This is a genomic window from Paraflavitalea sp. CAU 1676 (assembly GCF_029223285.1).
Taxonomy (GTDB): domain Bacteria; phylum Bacteroidota; class Bacteroidia; order Chitinophagales; family Chitinophagaceae; genus Paraflavitalea.
Map to the genome: position 1 here is coordinate 114,980 of NZ_JARHUJ010000003.1, position 23,201 is coordinate 138,180.

The following is a 23,201-nucleotide window of genomic DNA, read 5'->3' on the forward strand; positions in this document are numbered from 1 at the left end:
TACTTCTCTGTTAGTCTTCCTTTTTCTTCGCCAGGAGGATCTCGAGGTCATTGATCGTTTCAGAATACACGATAGGAGGGAGCGCTGTGAAGGGGATCAGCCTTGGATCCGTTTCAGAAGATGGCTCATCATAGGTATAACTGCCAATCACTACGGACCCTAATTTCACAAAGAACATCCTGCCAAAGCTGGCTGTTCCGCCATCGGCATAAGATTGTACGCCCAGGTTTTCTGTTATGATGAACACTTCCAGTTGCTCATCGACATAACGCTTACGGAATGCCGATACAGCGCCGCTATCCACCACAGAACCGCGTTGCCAGCCTCGCTTCTCGGCCCTGTACTTGAAGGTACTGGCGTCCTGCTCTTTGTCTTCGTAAGCAAAGGAGAAGGTTTTGCCTTTCAATTCTTCAGGTACCTGGAAGGTCTTTCTATCCAGCTGTCTGAATGGCGGATCGATCTTTTCCTTGGCCAGCACTTGTTGCCATTGCGTGATCTGTGCCGGGGAGAGGTCGATAGGATGCACAAGTCCGATGGTGAGCTTTTCATTCAGGGTTACTACTTTTCCGTCGGGCCCGGTGAAGTTTCCATCGTCTTTCAGCAGGAAGGTTTCTTTCATCGCACGTTTATCGAACCCTGCCCATACAAAGTTTTGTGCCAGGGCAAATGCCAGGGGATGCTGCAAGAAAAAGGCCTTCCAATCATTCGAGGTCCACTTGCGTTGGGTGCACAAATAGTTTTCGAGGTTGATGGTGAGCTGCTTTGCTGCTTCCCGGATGGCCGCACTGGTTTCTTTGTATTCTTTCTTAGCCGCTTCGGGCGCAGACTTTGGAAGGGTGCTAAGTTTCTTGCCTTGCGGGTCTTCGATTATCAGCTTTACATTTTTATCGATGGTGATGACGACTTGGTCTTTGCCGCATTTGAATTGCCATTGCCTGTTGACAAACCCAAAATCCGGAATGATCTTATCCTTCAATTCGGATACGGTGAGTTGCTGCTGCCCGGCGATCAGTTCAAAGGCCTCGCTGGCAGCGTTCTTTACATTTGGGTACTTGGTTTTGTAATGCACCATGATCTTCTCGAGTGCAAAAGCCGCTTCGAGCGATCTCTGCCAGCCCAGTGCGGCACAGGCGTTTTCGTTCTTGTCGTCGATGGCTGTCTTCATTAATAGGGGTACCACGGATGCGCCGCCCAGCAATGCTGCTACAGAGAGCGCAAACCGGTTGGGTGCTTTCAGTCCGCCGTTCTTGATGATCAACTTCAACAATGCTTCGGCAAAAGGAGCGCTTTTGCTGCGATCGATGAGTGGATAGATGTCGCGCGCTTCGTTATCGGGGCCGATATCTTTTAGTCTTGACTGGCGGTAAAAGAGAAACCGGATGGCATCGAGATCAAGGGGCTTACCATCGGACCAGGTGAGTCCGGGGAGCGCCTTTTCATCGAGCCATTTGGCGGCAGGCTTGCCCAGTTTGCCGCGGGCAGCAGCATTCGCGATACGGTCTTTTGCTTCATTGATCGTAATGGCAGCCGGGCTTCTGTATATAAAATTGATGACCTGGTCACGCAGTTCTTCATTCTTTTCGTTCTTCAACGACGGTTGCAGGAGCTTGAGGGTTGCGGATGAACCGATCAATCCAAGCACCATGATGCCCGCATATCTTTCGTCGGCTTCTTTGGATGCCAGCAATTCTTCGGCCTTGGGCTGTATGGCAGCAACTGGTTGGCGGCTAAGTGCCAGACAGGCTGTTTGTGCCACTTCCCGAAATTCACTGGTGGCAATTTCCCATGACTTTTCGTAATAGGCTGAAAAATCGAAGGGGGCAATAGTGTTGAAATACTTGCGGAAGAAGCCGGCGATTTCGTTATCTGAAATCGTCATATCGAACCCTTCGGCGGCGATGTCCATGGCATCCTGCCCATAGTACTTGAGCGCTGTTGCTATATTTTCCAGGCTTAGTGACTTCGTATCCTTTACATACCGGAATATATCGTCGCGCACTTCGGCACCGAATGTTTTGGTAACGTACTCTACGAATTTCTTTGATCCATCGCCATAGCGTACGTGCTCTGACCAGTTAAAATGATAATCGCTCTTTTTGTTCAGGGATTTACTGATGAAGTCGAGTGTTTCGAGGCAGGTCTTCTTTGCGAGGTCGTGAAATTTATTGCCGTATTGCTTTTTGAGGATACGCGCCATCTCGGCTGTACAGCCCTGGCAATTGGTTATCTTCAATTGCTCCAGCGCCAGTGATTCGTACCGGGCAGGGTCGTGTGCACAAAACTTTTCCACTACGCTATAACGAAGATGGTCCATGCCATCGGACTTATATACTTCGGTAAGCTGTGGGATATAGGTTTGCAGTTTATCTTCGTGATTCTTCAGCAACAATTGCGTGAGGTAGCTACGTGCATGACCGTATTCCTTTGCAATGTTCATCATTTTAGGCAGGTGCTGCTCTACATGCGACAGGATGAATTCGTCGAGCGAGGTAGCGGGATATGATTTGTCGTCGCTATCGTGTATTATGTAACAAACCTCCTGCAAGGTATGCTGCAGGGAAAGCTCTTCCTTTATTCCGAACCCGGTCAACAGCCTGATGACTTCACCGAAGTGGCCGGGATAGTCATTTTCGAGGAGTTGCTTACCGAGCCAGCTATAAAATGCTTCATGAAAACCGTCATCGTCTTTTTTTAAGGACCATTGATCGCCGGTCATGTAAGCGAGCACCCTTCGATCTACGAATGTCCATTCTTTGAATGGTGAAAAGATCTGGCAAAGGGTGCGCAGATAATATTCGTCGTCGTTGGTGATATAATCGGGTTGTATATCAGTTTCGCCTTTGAGGAAGTGGAGCAGCTTTTCGAGTCCGGCCAAATGGCCTTTGTCGTACATTTTATCTTTCGCGTCTCTCTCGAATTGTTTGAGCCGGTCGGCATAAGCCTTTACGATCTCTTCGCGATCGTTGGGCGCTGCCTCCGCTTGCTTCTTCTTAGTTTTCGAAGAAGATTCCGGATTAAAATGGTTGCGAATACCAATGATGCCTTTTTTCAAGGCTTCTTGGGGTACATTCTTAATCTCCTCTATAGGAATGGAAAAGTCGGATAGGAATTTCAGGTTTACAATCTCAGGCGGGATGGTTTCAATTGGATTACCGTTGAACTCCAATCGTTCGAGTGATTCCATTTCTGTGATCATCAGCGGGATCTCTGTTAACTTATTGTTGGAGGCTTTCAGCTCGGTACATTTCTTCAACGACTCCATACCTGCCGGTAATTTTTCCATGTCATTGTGGTGGATGTTGAGTTCTTCCAATCCGGTCATCTTACTGAACAGGCCGTCGGGCAATATGATTGCGGGTGTTTTCTCCTTACCATAACTACCCCGGTTAAACACAATCCAGAACGTTTCGAGTGCTGTGAGTTCTGAATAAGTGGGAGGAATACTGTGGAGGTTCTTATTACCCCAAATGTAAAGTTTTTGCAATCCTATCAGTTGACCGATGCTTTCGGGGAGTTGGGTGATACCCGTATCGCGGATCATTAACCTTCGCATTTTTTTACACTGGCCAATCTCTTCCGGGATCATGGCGAGTTCATACGAGCTGTCGATCTCGAATTCTACCAGGTTTTGCAGCTGGCCGATCTCTGCCGGAATTTCAATTGCGTAGGATATCGTCAATTTTTTAAGACTGGTGATCTTGGTAATTTCCTTTACCAGTCCGGCAGACTTTCGTACGTCGATGCTCAGTTCTTCGATCTTATTCTTTTGCGCTTCTTCTACCCGATGGATCAAGTGGATCGGGGCTCCTGGAACCCTAAGTAATACTTCCTCATAGCCGCCCTCCAGCTTTTTCTTAATGAGTTTGTCTGCTTCTTTCTGGCATTTCTCTTCGGTCTCGAATGACTTGTTGCTTTCTTTGGGATCGGAATGGATCACTCCATAAGTGATGATCATCTCTTTCTTGTCGACATCGATGGTCCAGAAATTACCATTGTGCCCTTTCATACTGATAAACTGTCGTTGCATAGGATGATGAATTGCTTTACCATTTTCGCAATGGCTGGTTATAGAAATCGTGTTTTGTTTTAGAGAAGAAGACTGTCAGGTGATTGGTCATGGTGGCTACCTGATCATTCTCACCTATGGAGAGCGCACTAAAAAAGAGGGAAGTTTCCTGATCGAATAACAGTTCGATGGTCTGCGGGTAATCCGTTCGGCGCAGGTATCCCATGCCGAGCAGGGGTACGAGGCGGTGGCGCATGTTGTGGAGGACAAATTGCCAATGAATGGTGGTGGAGCGAACCGGTTTGCCGAAGAATTGCTGCCATACCGGGAGATGCCCAGCGGGTATCAATTGCGGGTTTCGTTCGGGATAGAGGGGCACCTGCTTCAGTGATGCGCCAAATCCATGATAGATATTCAGCTGATCGGCCCAGGTGATGCGGAAATACCGTTGGTCGGCTGTTTGGAGGTAGACGGCCCGGGAGACGGCATGGTAATCGGGTTCGCCGGTGTTGGGCAGGGCATCTTCTTCGTCGGTTTCATACCAGACGTTGGAGATGACGGCCGACTCGATCGACCTTACCTGTTGTTCAAATTCGAATTCTGTCATTTTGCCGTTCATGGTTTTTCGATAGCCAGCAGAAATAACGGAGATCTGCGCTTGAAATGCGGGCTTTCGGGTGAAGGAGGTAAGGAGGGGGCTGAAGAGGCGAAAAGGGTGGATGAGGGGAGGGCCCGCAATCGTTTGCTTTTTCCTTTTCCCAAAATATTCGCTGCCCAATTACCCTGATAAGGGCTTTCTGCGTTAACTTCCATCCCCGTTAATGGATCGTGCATTAAGAACCGAGGTATGCTACTGACTGCTGTAATTCGTATTGACTATTGTGCGTTGTTCCGGGGAAGGGTTTGCTCCTTACTGCTGGCCATTCTGCTGTTGGCAGCCACCTTTCACCATTCAATAGCACAGGACGCCTCGCTCAAGTTCAAACACCTCGGCATCGCCGATGGCCTCTCCCAAAGCTCCGCCTACGCTTTATTCCAGGATAAAAAGGGTCTCATCTGGATCGGCACCACCGACGGCCTCAGTCGCTACGACGGCTATGCCTTCCGCCATTTCAAATACGATCAGAACAATCCTCACAGCATCGGCAGCAACGAACTGCAAGCCCTCGGTGAAGACAGCGCCGGAAATTTGCTGGTGGGTACTTCCGTAGGCCTCGATCTCTTCGACCACCGCACCGAACGCTTTCAACCCATTCCCGTGATCGGCGATGAAAAAGCCATCCGCTATGTGAAATGCATTTTCACCGATAGCCGCGGTACCATCTGGGTAGGCACCGGACGCGGTCTGGCCATCTATGACCAAGCCAAGCGGGTACTGCTGCCTGTGCGCCCCGATACTTCCAAAGCCGCGCGCAGCACCTACTTCTCCATTGCCGAAGACGCCCAAAAGAACCTGTGGTTTGCCGCCGGCCGGTCGGTTATCAAATACGATCCTGTAAAGAAACTTTCGCTACCCCTGCCGCCAGCACTGCTCAACCATCCGCTGTACCAGAAAAGCGGCGTGTTCCAAATAGGCCTCGACGCTGATCAACAAGTTTGGATCGGCACTGAACGCGAAGGCGTTCTTTGTCTGGACCAGGGCACTGGAGTCGTCTATAGCCTTTCGGGCAACGGTGCCGGTTCTATCAGCAACGATATGATCCGCGGCATTGGTTTCTATAAAGACCAGACCTGGATCGGCTCGCGCAACGGCCTCTATATCGTGAATAAGGACAGGCAGGTGATCCGTCATTACCAGGTGAATCAATATGACCCTACCGCACTCTCCGGCAATTCGGTGTTGTGTTTCATGCACGACAGAGCAGGCAGCATATGGGTAGGTACCTTTGCCGGTGGCGTCAGCATCGTGCAACCCGGTAACGACAACTTCAGCTATATCAATGAAAGAGTAGGGAAGGACGCCGGTCTCAACTACCCGGTGGTGAGCACTATCCTGGAAGGGCGCGACAACAAACTGTGGATCGCCACCGAAGGCCGCGGCGTGAATGTGTTTGACCGCAATACCGGTCAGTTCACCTATCTCCATGTAGACCCTACCTCGCACCACCGCGTTAACCAGGAAACCATCAAGGCCATCCAATTCGACGATAAAGGCAATCTATGGATCGGCACCCTCGAAGGGCTTTTCTATTATGAAACCGGCAGCCGGCGGATCCAGCGGGTGTTTGTGCACGAATCCGAAGCCAAACGCCTCGACGAAATGATCTATTCGCTGGGCTACCGGGAAGGCATTCTGTGGATCGGTACCAAAGGAGGTTTATTCAAATGCTTACCAGATGGCACGATCATCCGCTATCGACACAACAATGCCGATAGTACGAGCATCGTTTCTGAAAACATCAACGCGCTGTCGCTCGACCGTGCCGGTGGCGTGTGGATCGGTACCGAAATGGGACTCTCCTGGTTGCCACCCGGCAAAGAACAATTCGTCAATTACCTCTACGAATACGCCAGTATCTTCAACAAGAATGCCATCCTGTGCATGTATGAAGACCGGCATGGCAATGTATGGATAGGTACCCGCGGCGGTGGTTTGAAAGTATTCAACCGTCAGCAAAACAAATTCTTTACCCTCGACACTGAGTGGGGACTGGCCGACAATATCGTTCATGCCGTGATCGAAGACCGGCAGGGCAATGTATGGGTGAGTTTTAACCAAAGTATTGCCCGTATTACGTTGAGCAAACCCTCTCCTCCCTACAACAAAAGCGATATCCAGGTCACGAACTATTCGGTAAACAATGGCCTTGCAACGAATGAATTTGGTCCGGCCGCGATTCGCACCGCTTCCGGGCAGATCATGCTTGGTGGCATGAAGGGTATCCTGGCTTTTCAGCCCGAACAAATGGTGATCAATAAGGTGCCGCCGCCGGTAGTAATCACCGACCTGCTCATCAAGAACAAACCTGTTGCCATTGGCGGTGAGGAATCGCCCCTGCATCAATCCATCACTTATACCGATCATATTACGCTGACCTACGACCAGGCGTATTTTACCCTGCAGTTCGCTGCCCTCAACTATATCAACCCGCGCACCAACCAATACGCGTACAAACTGGAAGGCCTTGACCAGGATACACAATGGCATGCGGTAGGTAACCAGCAATCGGCTTCTTATACCAACCTGAGCGCCGGCGATTATCTTTTTAAAGTAAAGGCCGCCAACAATGACGGGGTGTGGAATGATCAGTTCACCACTTTACGCATTACGGTGCTGCCACCTTTCTGGAAAACCTGGTGGGCTTATTTGTTGTACATATTGATCATTGCCGGTTTGCTGTACCTCTTCTATTTCTATTCGGTGAAGACCACGCGCCTGCAGCATGCCCTTGCCCTCGAAGAACTTAACCGGGCAAAAGACCAGGAGCTGATGCAGCGCAAGCTGAGCTTCTTTACCAATATTTCGCACGAGATCAAAACACCGCTCACCCTGGTGCTGGCCCCATTGGAGAAATTGATCGCACTGGTGAAAGGCCGCGATAAAGAGACGGAGCAATTGGAGCTGATGCAAAGGAATGGACAACGGTTGTTGCGGCTCACCAATCAGTTGCTCGACTTCCGCAAATTTGAAGCGGGTGGCATGCCGCTGCAGGTGAGTGAAGGCGACCTGGTGGGTTTTGTGGAAGAGATCGTTCAATCTTTTGAAGGCTACGCCGTGCAGCAGCATATTGCTTTGAAGCTGGAAGTGGAAGCGCGCACGGTTTCGGCATGGTTTGATGCCGACAAGCTGGAAAAGATCCTGTACAACCTATTATCGAACGCGTTCAAGTTTACGCCGGGCGGTGGTACTATCCGTGTAGCGCTGAGCTGCACGCCCGAGCAAGCTATTATTAAAGTAGCAGATGACGGCGCCGGTATTGCCCCGGAGCGGCTGCAATCGATCTTTGATCCCTTTCACCATTATAATGATACCGGACGACGCATTTCGGGTACCGGCATTGGACTCACGTTTACCAAAGGACTCGTGACCCTACATCATGGCACGATCAACGTGACGAGTACCCAAGGCAGCAGCGAACGGCCGGGCGCCACCTGCTTTACCATCATGTTGCCAACCGGCGAGCTAGCCTATTCGACAGCAGAAAAACGGGCCGCCGTTTCGCTGCAGCCGGCAACCATCCTTATAGAGCCAGCCCGTCCGATGAATGGGACCGTGCAGGAGGAACCGTCGGAAGGAGAACAAAAACCTGTTTTACTGATCGTAGAAGATAATGCCGAGGTGAATAACCTGCTACGGGATCATTTTACCGGCCGCTTTATTATTCATACCGCCTTATCGGGTGAAGAAGGTTTGGCCATTGCCACCGATATTTTACCTGATATCATCATCAGCGATGTGATGATGCCGGGCATGAGCGGCACCGAACTGTGCGGTCTGCTGAAAAAAGACATCCGATCGAGCCATATCCCTATTATTCTGCTCACCGCCCGCAACCAGCTTACCCACCAGATTGAAGGTTTTGAAACGGGGGCGGATGATTATATGACCAAACCTTTCAGCCTCTCCCTGCTGGAAGTGCGGGTGAACAACCTGCTGCAATCGCGCCGGTTGTTGCGGGAGCGATTCAGCCGCGGGCTGAACCTGCAACCTTCGGAGGTGGCGATCACCCCGGCCGACGAGGTTTTCCTGGAAAAGCTGATGGCCTTCATTGAAGAGAACCTGATGGAACCCAACCTGCAGGTGGAGGAACTGGGCAAGGTGGTGAACATGAGCCGCACGACCCTGTACCGGAAACTAAAGGCGCTCACCGGCCTCTCGGCCATCGAATTCATCCGCGATGTGCGGCTGAAACGGAGCGCCCAACTTTTGCAACGTCAGGAATACACCGTGAACGAAGTGGCCTATATGGTCGGTTTTTCGGACGTCGATTATTTCCGCAAATGCTTCAAACAGCAGTTTGGCAAAACGCCCAAGGAGTTTGAAAGAGGCAGCTAGGCTGCGAGGCAATCCCGACATGCGTCGCCCCCCAAGCATCGAGGCAACGTAGGCCTTGATGGGTCTAGGTGCCGAGGCAATCCCGACATGTGTCGGGACACCCAGGCACCGAGAAACTCCCGACATGCCTTGGGACAACTGAGGACCTCATCCTCCGGAAAGCCAATTCTACGCAATCGTTTTACCTTGATTTTCACTGTGTTTCGCATCAAATGACCGGTAATTCTGCACGATTTGACCGGGTAGTTCCTGTGCCCGTAGGGCTATTTTTGGAGGGATAGCAATGGCAGGCCGTGACTTTCTCCTGTGGACTGCGCCTGTCGTTGCCTTTTGTTTTACCAAACAACTGTACCATGTCCCGCTCCGGAGTTACCACCATCAAAGACATCGCCCGCCAACTGAACGTGGCGACCTCGACCGTGTCAAGGGCTTTGAGCGGTCATAAAAGCATCGGCCTGGGGATGCGCCTGAAGGTGCAGCAGCTGGCCCGGGAAATGAGCTATCACCCCAACCGGAATGCCATCGCCTTCAAGCAACGCCGCACCGGCATCATCGGACTCATCGTTCCCAACCTGAGCGAACATTTCTTCTCCGAAGCCATCAGTGCGGTAGAAGACCTGGCCATGCAGCACCAATACCACGTACTGATCGGTCAATCGCACGATGATGAAGAACGCGAGCAACGGATCGTGGAAGCCATGACCCAGCAACGGGTTGACGGCATTATCGTTTCGCTGGCCAAGCATACCGTTCAATACGACCATTTCGACAGACTCGAAAGCTATCATATTCCCGTTGTTTTCTTCGACCGGGTGCCACAGACTGCCGAAGTGCACAAGGTGCATTTCAACATGGAGAGCGGCACGCGGGAAGCCATCGAATTCCTGATCGACCGCGGCCACCGGCGCATTGCCTTGCTGAATGGGCCGGAATGCATGCCTTCTACCCTGGAGCGTACCGATGTCTATAAAGAAGTGCTGGCGCAACGGCGCATCAAGATCGATATGGGTCTGGTGGCTTCGACCGACTTGATGCCCGACACTACCTACCACGCCATGGAACTGTTGCTGGCGCAAAAGCCCAGGCCTACTGCGGTATTGGCGATGAATGACTATGTAGCGCTGGATGTAATCGAATACATCAAGCAAGCGGGCCTGGAGCTGAACAAGGACCTCACCGTAATCAGCTATTCGAACCTGCCGATCAGCAATTATTTACAGTCGCCCCCGCTGGCGTCGGTGGAGCAATTTCCTTACCGGCAAGGGGAGGCTGCTGCCGACCTGTTGATGGACCTCATTTTAAACAAAAAAGATGGTGAACAGCCTTTTCAGCAAGTGATCATTGAAGGAAAGCTGGTACTCCACAATGCTTTTAAAAGCAAGCCGGGCAAATAATACGGCTTCGCTGTTTTCGCTACTGCCTGCAAGGCGCCCCATTAAACCTCCTCCACGCATTCGTTTACCGCATCCTATCAAATGCCTGACTCCGGTCTATAACCGGGAACCTTATCACAGGCTTGTAACCGTCAACATTAAATAGTCAACCAAAAACGAAACTGTATGCACCATTACGAAAGCGACTCTCCGATGCGGGACCCGGGTGCCCGCTATTGTTCACTTCTGCAAATTGTAGCCATATGATAAAAACCCCTGTGCGGTGGATGCTGGGCGCGCTGTGTTGCCTGGTGTTGTTTTCCTGTCAGAAGGAAGACAAGGCGATCGAGACCTCCTACCTGCGAAAGTACTGGAATGAAACTGCCAGTAGTAATTATGAAGTGCCGGTTTCGCGCACTGCTGAATTGAAAGCCAAGTTTTTTCTGAACCTGATGACGGACCATGTTTTCTATTACGACATCCTGGTGGATGCCGATGGGAAAGCAGAGACCATTACGGGAGCGGCCTTGTACAGTGGTACTGCAGCCAGCACCGGCACATTGCTGGCCGATCTGAAGCCCACGATCAACGGCCGCCATGTAAAAGGTAATCTTCAACTGACTGCCGAACAAGCGGCGCAGCTGATGGACAAACCGGTGTTCCTGAATGTGACCTCTGCCAGCAGTCCGAAAGGCCTGGTAAGGCTGCAGCTCGACAAGAACATCGACTGGTATGCTGATGTTGCCCTCACCGGCGGTGCTGTGGTGCCTGCGGTGACCACCAGCGCATCGGGCAAACTGGTGCTGCGCATAACGACCGACAAGGTGTTGCACTACCAGTTCCTCATCGATGGGGTAGAAGCGGGTGATGCCCTGACAGCTGCCCACTTACATACCGGTGCAACGGGGGCCAATGGCGCGCAGCAATTTGTTTTTGCCAGTGCTGCTGAAGACTACAACTCGGCCAAGTCAGCTTCGGGTGTAGCGGATGCCATTCTCAACATGATCAAAACCGGCGTTAGCTATGTCGATGTGCATTCCACCAACAAGCCTGACGGGTTGCTGCGTGGTCAGCTCCGGTAGTTCAATCCTTTTCTTCATTATTAACTGCAATCATGTTTACCAACAACTCAACTATATTCCGGCAGGCTGCCAGTTTGTTACTGGTGTGTGGCCTGATGACTGCCACGGGCAGTTATGCCGGTGTTAACGACTGGCAGGCGCCCCAGGCGGACACGGCCACCAAAAAGTTCAGCGGTAAGTTGCTCAATGCTACGGGCAGTCCGATCGCTGAAGCAGATGTTACCAATAAGAACAGCAACGAAACTGTTCAAACCAATAAATCGGGCGTTTTTTCGCTGTATGCCGTTGCCGGTGATGAGATCACGGTGCAACTGGAAGGTTACTCTACGGTGAACTATACCGTTACTGGTTCGGAAAAAGGGGCCGTTCAACTTACCATCCGCGAACAATCGCTGTCGTCTGTTAAAAGTGTGCATTTGCCATCGGGCATCCGGCCCGCCGAGCAGGTGACCGGGTCGTTCGATGCCATTTATAACCGCGAGCTGATCAAGAGCCCCGTGGTGGATATTACCAATGCCTTATCGGGCAGGCTTACCGGCTTGTACACGTTGCAACAGGGTGCTACGCCGGGTAATGAGCAGGCCGCTATGTATGTGCGCGGGTTAAGCAATCCCCTCATCGTGATCGATGGCATACCGCGTCCGTACACGCTGCTGAACCCTAATGAAATTGAAAGCGTGACTGTATTGAAAGATGCGCTGGCGGCCAACCTGTATGGCATGCGGGCAGCGAATGGCGCTTTGCTGATCAATACCCGCAAGGGAGTTCCCGGCAAGCAGACCATTTCCTTTACGGCTCAATACGGCATTCAGCAGGCGACGAAAATGCCTTCGTTCCTCAATAGCTATGATTATGCAAGCCTCTTCAATGAAGCGCTGGTGAATGACGGCAAAGCGCCGCTCTACACCGATGCGGATCTAGAAGCCTACAAGACCGGCAGTGATCCTTATGGGCACCCTAATGTAGACTGGCAGAAGGCCTTGCTGCGCGATCAAACCCGTTTTATGCGTTACAGCGCCGACATTTCGGGTGGCGGCAAATTTGCCCAATACTACCTGGCGCTGGACCATGTGAACCAGCAGGGTATTTTTGTAACAGATGATAAGAATACCTACAATACCAATAACGACTACAAGCAATACAGCATCCGTTCGAATGTTACGATGAACGTGAATGCGACACTGAAGGCGTACCTGAATGTGTTTGCCCTGATCAGGAACGGGACGCAGCCTGGTTATACGACCGCTGCTATCTTCCCGCAGATACAGTCGCTACCCAATAATGCTTACCCCGTTTTCAATCCAAATGGCTCCTATGCCGGCTCGAGCGAGCGCAACTTTAACCTGTATGCTGTAACGACCAATACGGGCTACCGCAATTCCTATAGCCGTAACCTGTATGCCGACGTTGGCCTGCAACAAAGCCTGGACGCACTTACCAAGGGTCTCTGGATCAGGGGCAAGGCCTCTTTCGGTACGGACCTCACGGAAGACATCAACCGTTCGAAGTCGTTCGCTTCGTACAAGATGAATATCGACGCGGTTACGGGCGATACGACCTATACCAAATTCAATACCGACGGTACACAAAGCAATTCCGGCAGCATCAACACGCAAACGCGTAACAACTACTGGGAAATCACGCTTGGCTACGACCGTAGTTTCAAGGGTGGCCATGCTGTAGGCGGCCGCGCTATCATGAATGCACAGCAATATGGTTCGGATGCGAACCTGCCGCTTCAATACAACAGTTACTCCTTCAACGGAACCTACAATTTCAGGGAGCGATACGATGTAGAGATCGCGGTGACTGCCCAACAACAGAACCGTTATCCGAAAAAGAATGACCTGGGTGTTTTCCCCGCCGTGGGGCTGGGCTGGACGATCAGCCGCGAAAGCTGGTTTCCCCAATGGAAACCGATGAACAGCTTGCGCCTGAAGTCATCGTTTGGCCGTGTAGGCTTTGACGATGTGGGTTACTATGTGTACAGTCAGTTCTATGCCGGCGCTACCGGTTATAACCTCGGTGCTACTCCCACGGCCATTGGCGGTGTTTCGGAAGGTTCGCTGGCCAATCCCAATGTTACCTGGGAGAAAGCGGACAAGTTGAATATCGGTGCAGAGGCAGTGTTCTTCAACAATAAATTACGCGCAGGCCTTGAATACTACCGCGACAAATACTTCGACCTGATGCAGGCCCGTGGGCGTTCACTCGCCTTCCTGGGCACCAGCTGGCCGGAAGAGAATATCGGCGAGAACCTGTACAAGGGCTGGGATCTTTCTTTACAATATGAAGATGCCATCGGTCAGGTGAAGTACTATGCCGGTGTTAAGCTGAGCACCCGCCAATCGGAAGTGGTGTTTGCCGATGAGGTTGACCGCAAGTATGACTGGATGAAACGTACAGGGCAAAAGGTCGGCCAACTGTATGGCTATATCGCCGATGGTTTCTATACAGCCGGAGATATTTCTGCGAAAGTGCCTACGCTGGAAGGTTATGTGCCCGTGCCCGGTGATATCAAATACAAAGACCTCAATGGTGACAATATCATCAACCGGTATGATGTGGCGGCTATTGGCAACACCAGCCCTTTCATCAATGCAGGCCTGCAGGGTGGGGTAGAGTACAAAGGCGTTTCCTTCAGCTTCCTGCTGCAGGGTACGGCCAACCGTGACCTGATGCTCGGTTCTTCGGACTATGAATTTCAGCCGATCTCGGGCGGCGGTTATATGCAGGCCCAGGCGCATCATCTTGGCCGCTGGACTCCTGCCACGGCAGCAACCGCTACTTATCCACGCCTGACAGTTGGTTCCAATGTCAACAACCAGACTGCTTCGACCTTCTGGCTGCACAAGGGTGACTACCTGCGTTTGAAGAATGTGGAGCTGGCCTGGTATTTACCGCTTCGCTGGATCCAGACCATCAAACTGAGCGGGGCCCGGGTGTTCATCAACGGGTTCAATCTCTTAACGTTTACGGAAGTGGACCGCCTCGATCCGGAATATCCTGTTACGAACGGGTATCCTACGCAAAAGGTGTTCAACGCTGGTGTTAACCTCAAATTTTAACGACATGCAATCTATTCATAAATACTTACTGCTGCTGGCGCTTACAGGTATCATTGCCAGTTGCAAGAAATCGATCGAGGATTATCCCCAGGAGCGCTGGGAAGAAGATGTGGTATTCGATCCGCGTGACAGCGTGGGCAACTATGCCCGCCAGTTCCTGATGAACGTATATTCTTACCTGCCGAATCATTATGCGGGTGTCAATGACAATGCGTTGATCGAAGCGGGTACAGATGACGCTGTGTACCGTTATCCGGGCAGCACTATCGAGTCATTCGTGAATGGCCGCTGGACGAGCTGGAACATGCCCGATAATGTATGGAGTAAATACTATACGGCGATCCGCCGCGCCAATACTTTCCTGGCGAAGATCGACATCGTTCCATTGAAGACTGCAGGCATGAAGGACCAATGGAAAGCTGAAGCCCGTTTCCTCCGCGCGATGTCTTACTTCGAATTGCTGAAACGCTGGGGTGGTGTGCCCTTATTGGGCGATGCGTTTTTCGACCTCACCAGTAATGTTGACTTTGCGCGCAACAGCTATGACGAGTGCGTACAGTACATCGTTGCCGAGTGTGACGCGATCAAAGACAAGCTGCTGAAGGAGAATACCATTGCTGATGGAGATTTTGGCCGCATTACACGCAGTGCTGCGCTGGCCTTGAAAGCAAGAACCCTGTTGTATGCTGCCAGTGCGCTGAACAACACTTCTAACAATGCCACTAAATGGCAGGCTGCTGCACAGGCTTCGAAAGACATCATCGACCTGGGCTACCATGCTTTGAATTCCAACTTCACGACGCTGTTCACTACCCGCCGCAGTACCGAAGTGATCCTCGGTTTTCAGGCGGGCACCAACAATACCCTGGAGACCAACCATGGCCCCATTGGCTACTCTGGTACGGGTGCCGGATCGGGCCTGATGAACCCCACGCAGAGCCTGGTGGATGCTTTCCCGATGAAGAATGGTAAGGCAATCACGGAAAGTGGCTCAGGCTACTCGGATCAAAATCCGTATGCCAACCGCGACCCCCGGCTGGCCGCTACGATCCTGTACAATACGGCCACCTGGCTTAACCGTCCTGTGGAATTGTATACCGGCGGACGTGATTATGATGGTTCGCAAACGGGTTATTATATGCGCAAGTTTCTGGGCGCTTTCACTACGAGCACCGGCTATTCGGCCACGAACCACAACGCCATGATCTTCCGTTATGCAGAGGTGCTGCTCAACTATGCGGAGGCGCTGAATGAAGCCAATGCTACCGCTCCGGAAGAAGCGTACAAGGCCATCGAATCGGTACGGCAGCGTGCGGGTCTTACGCCTTTTGCGATTGCCCGCGGCATGAGCCAGGCCGACCTGCGCAAGCTGATCCGCAACGAAAGAAGGATCGAGCTGGCTTTCGAGGACCACCGTTTCTGGGATATCCGCCGCTGGAACATCGGTGCGGAGACGATCAACAAAACCGTGCTTTCGGGTGTAGCAGTTACCAAAAATGGCAGCACTTATACCTATGCCTATAACAGGCCCGTGCTGACGACTGCTGCCTGGGATGATAAGATGTATCGCTATCCCATCCCGGTTGCGGAGATCGAGAAAAGCAAGTTGCTGATCCAGAACAAAGGTTGGTAATTATGGCCGCCTCTTCTTTTTCCATCATCAAAACAGATCCTTCTATGTATAAAATATTCTCCTGGCTATTGGTACTGTTATGTGCCACCCAGGTAACCCTGGCGCAAAACCGGGTGATCAAAGGTACCGTGACCGACGGTACTTCACCGGTGGCCGGCGTTACGGTATCGGACCAAAAAAATCTTTCGAACTCTGCAGTGACCGATGCTGACGGCAAGTTCTCCATTACCCTGAAAGATGCTTCTTCTCAGGTACTGGTGTTCAGCAGCGTGGGCTATTTATCTTATACCCTCGACCTCAAAGGCAAAACTACCGTAACGGTAGCCCTGCAAACTTCTGCCACCGACATGAACGAAGTGATGGTGGTAGGCTATGGCCGTAAGAAGAAGATCACGAACACCGGCGCCGTGAGCATGGTGACGGGTGTGGAGATCCGCCAAAGCCCTGCGGCGAGTTTGCAGAACTCGCTGGTGGGCCGCCTGCCCGGCTTTTTTGCGCAGCAACGTTCGGGACAGCCCGGCCGAGATGGCTCTGACTTCTATATCCGTGGTATCAGCTCTTATAACTCCAGCGCCAACCCGCTCATCATTGTAGACGATATCGAGGTTACTTATGACCAGGTAAAAGACATCGACCCCAATGAGATCGAAAGTCTGTCTATTTTGAAAGACGCCTCTACAACAGCCGTATATGGCGTTAAAGGCGCCAATGGCGTTTTGGTGATCACCACGCGCCGTGGCAAGGAAGGAAAGCCCAAAGTGAATTTCCGTAGCGAAGTAGGTTTGCAGAAGCCGACCATCTATTTCAACTTCCTCCCGGCGCACCAGGACCTGTTGCTGATGCGTGAGAAATCGCTGGCCAGCAAGGAGAATCCCGTAGGCACATATCCCGACCTGTATTCGGACGAAGCCATCCAAAAGTATAAAGATCAAACCGATCCTTATAGCTATCCTAGCGTGAACTGGATCGATGAATTGAGCAAGAAGAGTACGTTGCAGCTGCGGGACAATATCGATATCAGCGGCGGTACGAAGAATGTGAAATACTTTATTTCGGGTGGTTATGTGTACCAGGATGGTATCTTCAAGAACTTCAGCAAGTCGGAAGGATACAACAGCAATTACTACTACAAGCGGTACAATTTCCGCAGCAACCTCGATATCACAGCTACTCCTTCTACCACCTTCCGTTTTGACCTTTCAGGACGGTTTGGTGAAACGAATGAGCCTTATATCGCGGATGCGAATATGAGTGGCGGCGCCTGGCCCATCTGGCGCCAGATCATGTCGGGTGTATTGCCTTCCTACGGTTACCCAGTGTACAACCCCGATGGTACTTATGGCGCCAAGGGTGGCCTGGCGATCAACCCCGTGGGTGTGCTGGCGCTGAATGGGTATGAGCGTTCATTTGACAACGCCTTCAATATGAATTTTACCGGCAACCAGAAGCTGGATTTCCTGACGAAGGGACTGGCTTTGCATGGTACGGTTGCTTTCACCTCGACGGCCATCGATTACAAATCACTTTACCGGAACAATTTCCCTGCCTACGATTACAACAGTGCCACCGGTGAATACACGCTCTATAACAACAATAAAGAGTTGTACCGTCTTCCACCATTGACGGCTGTCAACACAACCGTGGGTGGTACGGCCCCTTCCACCACGAAGCGGGTGAACATGCAGGCTTCACTGACCTGGAATCGCGATTTCGGTGATCACAACTTCGCTGTGCTGGCCTTGTACAACCAGTATTCCTATACCAACCCCGGTAACACACCTGCCTTTACGCCGGAGAACTTCAAGGGCTATACAGGACGGGTTACTTACAATTTCCGTGAGAAATACCTGCTGGAAGTTGTTGCCGGTTACAATGGTACCGACCGTTTCAAAGCGAGCAGCCGTTATGGATTCTTCCCGGCGGTTTCGGCTGGTTGGAACGTGAGTAAGGAAAAATTCTTCGAGAACATCAAGTGGGTGGACAATTTCAAGATCAGGGCTTCGTGGGGTAAAGTGGGCAGCGACCAGGTCGGCGGCTTCCAATACCTCTATGAAGAAGTATATGGACGTACGAACAGTACTTCCTATGGCAACAACTATTCGTTTGGCGAAACGCACGTGACGATGCCTTATATCGTGCCTTCTTCCTTAGCTAATAACGATGTGCGCTGGGAAATGGAAGAGCAGAAGAACCTGGGTATCGACCTGCGCCTGATGAAAGGAAAGCTGGGTATTACAGCGGATGTGTTTGACCGCTATCGTTACGACATCCTGGACAAACCCAAGAGCACGCCTTCATTTGCGGGTCTCGGCAGTACGTTACCGGCCATTAACCTTGGCCGTGTAAGCAATAAAGGCTTTGAAGTGGAGCTCAGTTATAGCGACAAGCTCGGCGCCCTCAATTATTTCGTGAAGGGCAACTATACGTTTGCCAAGAACAAGATCCTGTTCAGTGATGAGGTGGCGCCTACTTACCCCGCACAGGCGACTACGGGACGTTCTATCGGCCAGTTCTTTGGTTATGTATGGAGCGGTCAGTTCTACAATGACCTGCTCGACATCGATACCAGTGCTGTAGTGGATGGTTACAGTATTTTACCAGGTGCTTTGAAAATGGTAGATGTGAATGGTGACAGGCACATCAACGATGCCGACAAAACAGCTATCGGCAATCCGAATCGTCCTAATACGTATTATGGCTTCAGCCTTGGTGTTTCGTACAAAGGCTTCGATGTATCGGCCATGTTCCAGGGTACCGGCGGTAGCAGCTTCTATACAGAACTGTTCAGTTTGGGTGTGAACGTGAAAACGATGAATATTCACCAGCAACGCTGGACTCCGGCTACGGCCAGCAGCGCGCAATTTGCCCGTTTGGGTGAAGGTGGCGGTTTGGGTGGCGTAGTTTCTACCTACTGGCTGCGTTCTGCCAACTACCTGCGGTTGAAGAATGTGGAGTTGGGTTACAAACTGCCCGCTGCGATCAGCCGGCGACTGCATGTGGAGAGCGTCCGCTTTTATGCGAATGGCCTCAACCTCTACACCTGGTTCAACCTGAAGATCTACAATATCGACCCGGAAAATACCAGCAATGGCACTTCTGCACTCAACAGCTATCCCCAGCAGAAGGTGTTCAATGCAGGTCTTAGTGTAACCTTTTAATTCCAGCAAACATGAAACTATCAATATTCGGTTTTTCGGCCGCCGTGGTGATCCTGTTCTTTGCAGTACCATCCTGCTCTAAAAAGGGCGCCGATTTCCTCGACAAAACGGAGTCGGGCACCATCAATGAGCCCATCACTTTTGCGGACAGTATCCGCACCATGGAGTTCCTCAATGGCATTTACCAGGGTGTGCAGAACAATTACAAGCAAACTTTCCTCACGAACTATGGCAGTATGGCCGATTGTACGGATGAAGGTGAGGTGATGTGGACCGGCAGCGCCAACTATCCCGTGCCTATCAACCAGGGTAACCTGAGTGCTACCTATGCGTGGGTATCGAACTGCTGGTCGCACTGGTTTTCGCGTATCCGCAACAGCAATATCTATTTGAAGAATGTAAAGAAATCGCCTTTGTCGGCTGCGATGCAGTCGCGCACAACGGGCGAGGTGCGATTCCTGCGCGCCTGGTATTACCACCAGCTGGTACGTTTCTATGGTGGCGTTCCGCTGGTAGGCGATACTACCTATTCGCCGGATGAACTGATCAGCGAGGGACGTAATTCGCTGGAAGAATGTATCAACTACATTGTGTCGGAGCTGGACGCTGCGGCACAACTGTTGCCCGATGATATGCCGGGGGCAGATTATGGCCGCGTTACCCGCGGCGCGGCGCTGGCGCTGAAAGCCCGCACTCTTCTGTATGCTGCGAGTCCGCTTTTCAATGGGGGCTATGATGGCAACGGTGGCTTCGCTGCTGCACCGGAGCAGAAAGTGCTGGTGAGCTATCCTTCGTATGATGCCAATCGCTGGAAGGTAGCGGCCGACGCTTTCAAGGCTGTGATGGACATGAATAAATACAGCTTGTATGAAGACAACACCACCGCGGCTGGTTATGGCTTCTATAAAGTGTTCCACCTGCGCGTGAACAATGAAGCCATCTTCTCGATGATGGATCCTCCCAATACACGCCTGGAAGGCATGTGGCTGCCGCCTACACGCGGTGGGCAGGGTGCTTCTTATCCCGGTCAGCAATTGGTGGATGCCTTCCCGATGAAGGATGGCAAGGCCATCACCGATCTTACCAGTGGCTATAACCCGGTGAACCCTTATGTAAACCGCGATCCCCGTTTCTACTATACGGTGCTTTACAATGGTGCTATGTTCCGGGGCACCAGCACAACAACCCAATCGCCGGTGTATACTTATTTCGGTGCTCCTACCGATGGTATGGGTGTTTCCAGTTATACCACCCGCACAGGCTACTATTGCCGCAAGATGCTGAACAATGAAGGAACCGGTAACACCAATCGCAGCATTCCCGAGATCCGTTATGCGGAGATCTTGCTGAGCTATGCTGAAGCTACAAACGAGTTCAGCGGACCTACGCAGGAAGTGTATGACGCGGTACAGGCGATCCGTCGCCGGGCGGGACTTTCTCCTTTCGAACTGCCTGCAGGCCTTACGAAAGAAGACATGCGCCAGGCGATCCGCAATGAGCGCCGCATCGAGCTGGCATATGAGAACCAGCGTTATTTCGATATACGCCGCTGGAAGGTCGCGCACGATCCCGAGATCGTGATACTGCGCGGCATCAAGTGGACGAAGGATGGCAGTACCTATAAGAGAGAAGACATTGTGGCTGATCCCAGGGCTTTCAGTCATCCGGCGATGTACCTGTTCCCGATCCCTTCGACGGAGATGGGCAGACAGAAGAAGTTTGTGCAGAACCCGGGGTATATGCAGTAAGAAGAGGCAATCCCGCCATGCGGTCCCGACATACGTCGGGACATCGGGGGAAATGCAATCATTAATACTTAAATAGTTTCAAAACAAGCAGGTTTTCATGAAGAGACGTTATTGGTTAGTGCTGGGTGGATGTTTTATGTTTATCCAATCCCTTTCGCAAACTGTCCGTACCCGACAGGAAACTCCTTTCACAGATCAATGGCAGTTCAGCAAACCTGGTATGGAATGGACGTCGGTGAGCGTGCCCCATACCTGGAACAATGTGGACATGCAAACCACGAAGGATTTTTACCAGGGTGTTGCGCAATACAAAAAAGAGTGGACACCCGATACGGCGCTTCGCAGCAAACGGGTTTTCCTGCGCTTTGAAGGCGTGGGCGCAGTAGCCGACCTCTTTGTCAACGACAAGTTCATCGGTCAGCATAAGGGCGGCTATGGGGCTTTTGCCTTCGATATTGCCCCGGTGCTGAAGTGGGGTGAGGTGAATACACTGGTGGTGAAAGCCTCCAACGAATCGCGGGAAGATGTGATCCCCATCAATCATCGCCTTTTTGGCGTATACGGGGGCATTTATCGTCCCGTTAAACTGATCGTTACGGACAAGGTGCATATCGCTGTTACAGACAATGCCTCGTCGGGGGTTTTCATCAGGCAGCGAAATGTTTCACCGACACAAGCCACTATCGATGTAACAACCAAGCTGGAGAATAAAAGAGGCCGGACCGAAAATGCGGTGATCGAAACTACCGTATACGATGCAAAGGGCAAATTGGTGAAGACCGTGAGCAATACGGTGGCCGTGAAACCCCAGGGCCTTCAGCATTTTCCCCAATCGCTTAGTTTGCTTAAGCCGCATTTGTGGCAGGGACTGGATGATCCTTATTTGTATCGCCTTACTGTTCGTGTTAAGCAAAACGGTGTGGTGATCGATGAGGTGAGTCAGCCCCTGGGTGTTCGCAAATTTGAAGTAGTAGCCCGCAAGGGTTTTTACCTCAATGGCAAGCCTTATCCGTTGCTGGGTGTTTGCCGCCACCAGGACTGGTGGGGTAGTGGCAGCGCGCTGACGAACGAGCAACATGCGGCCGACCTGGCCACGATCCGCGAGATGGGTGCTACCAGTATACGGTTGGCGCACTACCAGCAATCGGAGTATTTCTATTCGAAGGCCGACAGCATGGGTATGATCATTTGGGCGGAGATACCGTTTGTGAACCAGGTAAGCGGTAAAGAAGGCGATAATGCCAAGCAGCAGCTGGTGGAACTGATACGTCAGAACTTCAATCACCCCTCCATTTATGTATGGGGACTGCACAATGAAGTGTATGGCAAATCGGCCGCTGATTATACAACCGTGCTCACTTCTTCTTTGCACGAGATCGCCAAGACGGAAGACCCTGACCGGTACACCATCAGCGTAAATGGTTATGGCTCGATGGAGCGGTACGAAAACCAGGTGGCCGACCTGCAGGGGATGAACCGCTACTACGGCTGGTATGAAGGCAAGACGCCCGATCTCGAAAAATGGGTGAATGGCTTAGCGGATAAATACCCCGATCACAAAGTGATCTTATCGGAGTACGGCGCCGAGGGCAATGTTTACCAGCAGGATGAACAGCCGCCGATGAAGTTTGACCCGGTGAACGGTCAGTATTTCCCGGAACAAATGGAAACGCGCTTTCATGAGATCCAGTGGGGTATTATTGCCAAACAGCATTACCTGGCAGGATCTTATCTCTGGAATATGTTTGACTTTGCCGTGCCTTTGTGGAACCGCGGCGGCATTGCTTCGCGCAACCTGAAGGGCCTGGTCACTTTCGACCGTACCATGAAGAAAGATGCTTTTTATTGGTACAAGGCCAATTGGAGCAAGGAACCTGTGCTGTATATTGCCGATCGCCGGCTGGTGCATCGTAAGCAGGCTACCACGGCTATTACTGTTTACTCGAACAAGGGCACTCCTTCGCTGACGGTGAATGGTAAAGTAATTCCGTCCTTCAAGCAGGGTACCACCGGCGTTCATTATATTTTTGACAGTGTGGCGCTGGAGAAAGGAGTTAACAAGATCAGTGTGCGGACCGGTGCGGCTGGCAATACACTGAGTGATGAAGTAGAGTGGACGTTGGAGTAGGAAGAGGCA

The 23,201-nt window shown here is 51.6% G+C and carries 10 protein-coding genes; 8 read left to right on the plus strand and 2 right to left on the minus strand.

All coding sequences use genetic code 11. The features are described from left to right. Positions 1 to 10: 10 nt before the first annotated feature. On the minus strand, positions 11 to 4,027 hold the full coding sequence (locus tag P2H89_RS09265) for a DUF4132 domain-containing protein (RefSeq protein ID WP_275826431.1): 4,017 nt from the start codon (positions 4,025 to 4,027) through the stop codon (positions 11 to 13). Between the two features lie 16 nt (positions 4,028 to 4,043). Beyond that, positions 4,044 to 4,613, minus strand: coding sequence for a hypothetical protein (locus tag P2H89_RS09270; protein WP_275826432.1), 570 nt, complete (start codon positions 4,611 to 4,613; stop codon positions 4,044 to 4,046). A gap of 240 nt (positions 4,614 to 4,853) precedes the next feature. Here P2H89_RS09270 and P2H89_RS09275 point away from each other — a divergent pair, with 240 nt between their 5' ends. From P2H89_RS09275 to P2H89_RS09310, 8 genes are all read left to right on the plus strand, one after another. Continuing rightward, positions 4,854 to 9,002: a two-component regulator propeller domain-containing protein gene (locus P2H89_RS09275; protein WP_275826433.1), complete on the plus strand. Its 4,149-nt coding sequence runs from the start codon at positions 4,854 to 4,856 to the stop codon at positions 9,000 to 9,002. Positions 9,003 to 9,355: 353 nt separating this feature from the next. Continuing rightward, entirely contained in the window at positions 9,356 to 10,396 is a 1,041-nt protein-coding gene (locus P2H89_RS09280; protein WP_275826434.1) for a LacI family DNA-binding transcriptional regulator, read from the plus strand. Between the two features lie 242 nt (positions 10,397 to 10,638). Continuing rightward, on the plus strand, positions 10,639 to 11,457 hold the full coding sequence (locus tag P2H89_RS09285) for a CHRD domain-containing protein (RefSeq protein ID WP_275826435.1): 819 nt from the start codon (positions 10,639 to 10,641) through the stop codon (positions 11,455 to 11,457). 32 nt (positions 11,458 to 11,489) lie between these two features. Continuing rightward, complete coding sequence (locus tag P2H89_RS09290) at positions 11,490 to 14,525, plus strand: SusC/RagA family TonB-linked outer membrane protein (protein ID WP_275826436.1); 3,036 nt, start codon at positions 11,490 to 11,492, stop codon at positions 14,523 to 14,525. A 4-nt stretch (positions 14,526 to 14,529) separates the two neighbouring features. Continuing rightward, positions 14,530 to 16,158 carry a RagB/SusD family nutrient uptake outer membrane protein gene (locus P2H89_RS09295; RefSeq protein ID WP_275826437.1) on the plus strand — a complete coding sequence of 543 codons (1,629 nt, stop codon included), beginning with the start codon at positions 14,530 to 14,532 and terminating at the stop codon, positions 16,156 to 16,158. A 44-nt stretch (positions 16,159 to 16,202) separates the two neighbouring features. After that, entirely contained in the window at positions 16,203 to 19,316 is a 3,114-nt protein-coding gene (locus tag P2H89_RS09300) for a TonB-dependent receptor (RefSeq protein WP_275826438.1), read from the plus strand. An 11-nt stretch (positions 19,317 to 19,327) separates the two neighbouring features. Then, complete coding sequence (locus tag P2H89_RS09305) at positions 19,328 to 21,064, plus strand: RagB/SusD family nutrient uptake outer membrane protein (RefSeq protein ID WP_275826439.1); 1,737 nt, start codon at positions 19,328 to 19,330, stop codon at positions 21,062 to 21,064. Between the two features lie 97 nt (positions 21,065 to 21,161). Then, entirely contained in the window at positions 21,162 to 23,192 is a 2,031-nt protein-coding gene (locus P2H89_RS09310; RefSeq protein ID WP_275826440.1) for a glycoside hydrolase family 2 TIM barrel-domain containing protein, read from the plus strand. Positions 23,193 to 23,201: the final 9 nt, after the last annotated feature.

Coding starts and splice junctions, on each gene's coding strand:
- P2H89_RS09265 (WP_275826431.1), bottom strand. CDS start 4,027: ATGCAACGACAGTTTATCAGTATGAAAGGGCACAATGGTAATTTCTGG.
- P2H89_RS09270 (WP_275826432.1), bottom strand. CDS start 4,613: ATGACAGAATTCGAATTTGAACAACAGGTAAGGTCGATCGAGTCGGCC.
- P2H89_RS09275 (WP_275826433.1), top strand. CDS start 4,854: ATGCTACTGACTGCTGTAATTCGTATTGACTATTGTGCGTTGTTCCGG.
- P2H89_RS09280 (WP_275826434.1), top strand. CDS start 9,356: ATGTCCCGCTCCGGAGTTACCACCATCAAAGACATCGCCCGCCAACTG.
- P2H89_RS09285 (WP_275826435.1), top strand. CDS start 10,639: ATGATAAAAACCCCTGTGCGGTGGATGCTGGGCGCGCTGTGTTGCCTG.
- P2H89_RS09290 (WP_275826436.1), top strand. CDS start 11,490: ATGTTTACCAACAACTCAACTATATTCCGGCAGGCTGCCAGTTTGTTA.
- P2H89_RS09295 (WP_275826437.1), top strand. CDS start 14,530: ATGCAATCTATTCATAAATACTTACTGCTGCTGGCGCTTACAGGTATC.
- P2H89_RS09300 (WP_275826438.1), top strand. CDS start 16,203: ATGTATAAAATATTCTCCTGGCTATTGGTACTGTTATGTGCCACCCAG.
- P2H89_RS09305 (WP_275826439.1), top strand. CDS start 19,328: ATGAAACTATCAATATTCGGTTTTTCGGCCGCCGTGGTGATCCTGTTC.
- P2H89_RS09310 (WP_275826440.1), top strand. CDS start 21,162: ATGAAGAGACGTTATTGGTTAGTGCTGGGTGGATGTTTTATGTTTATC.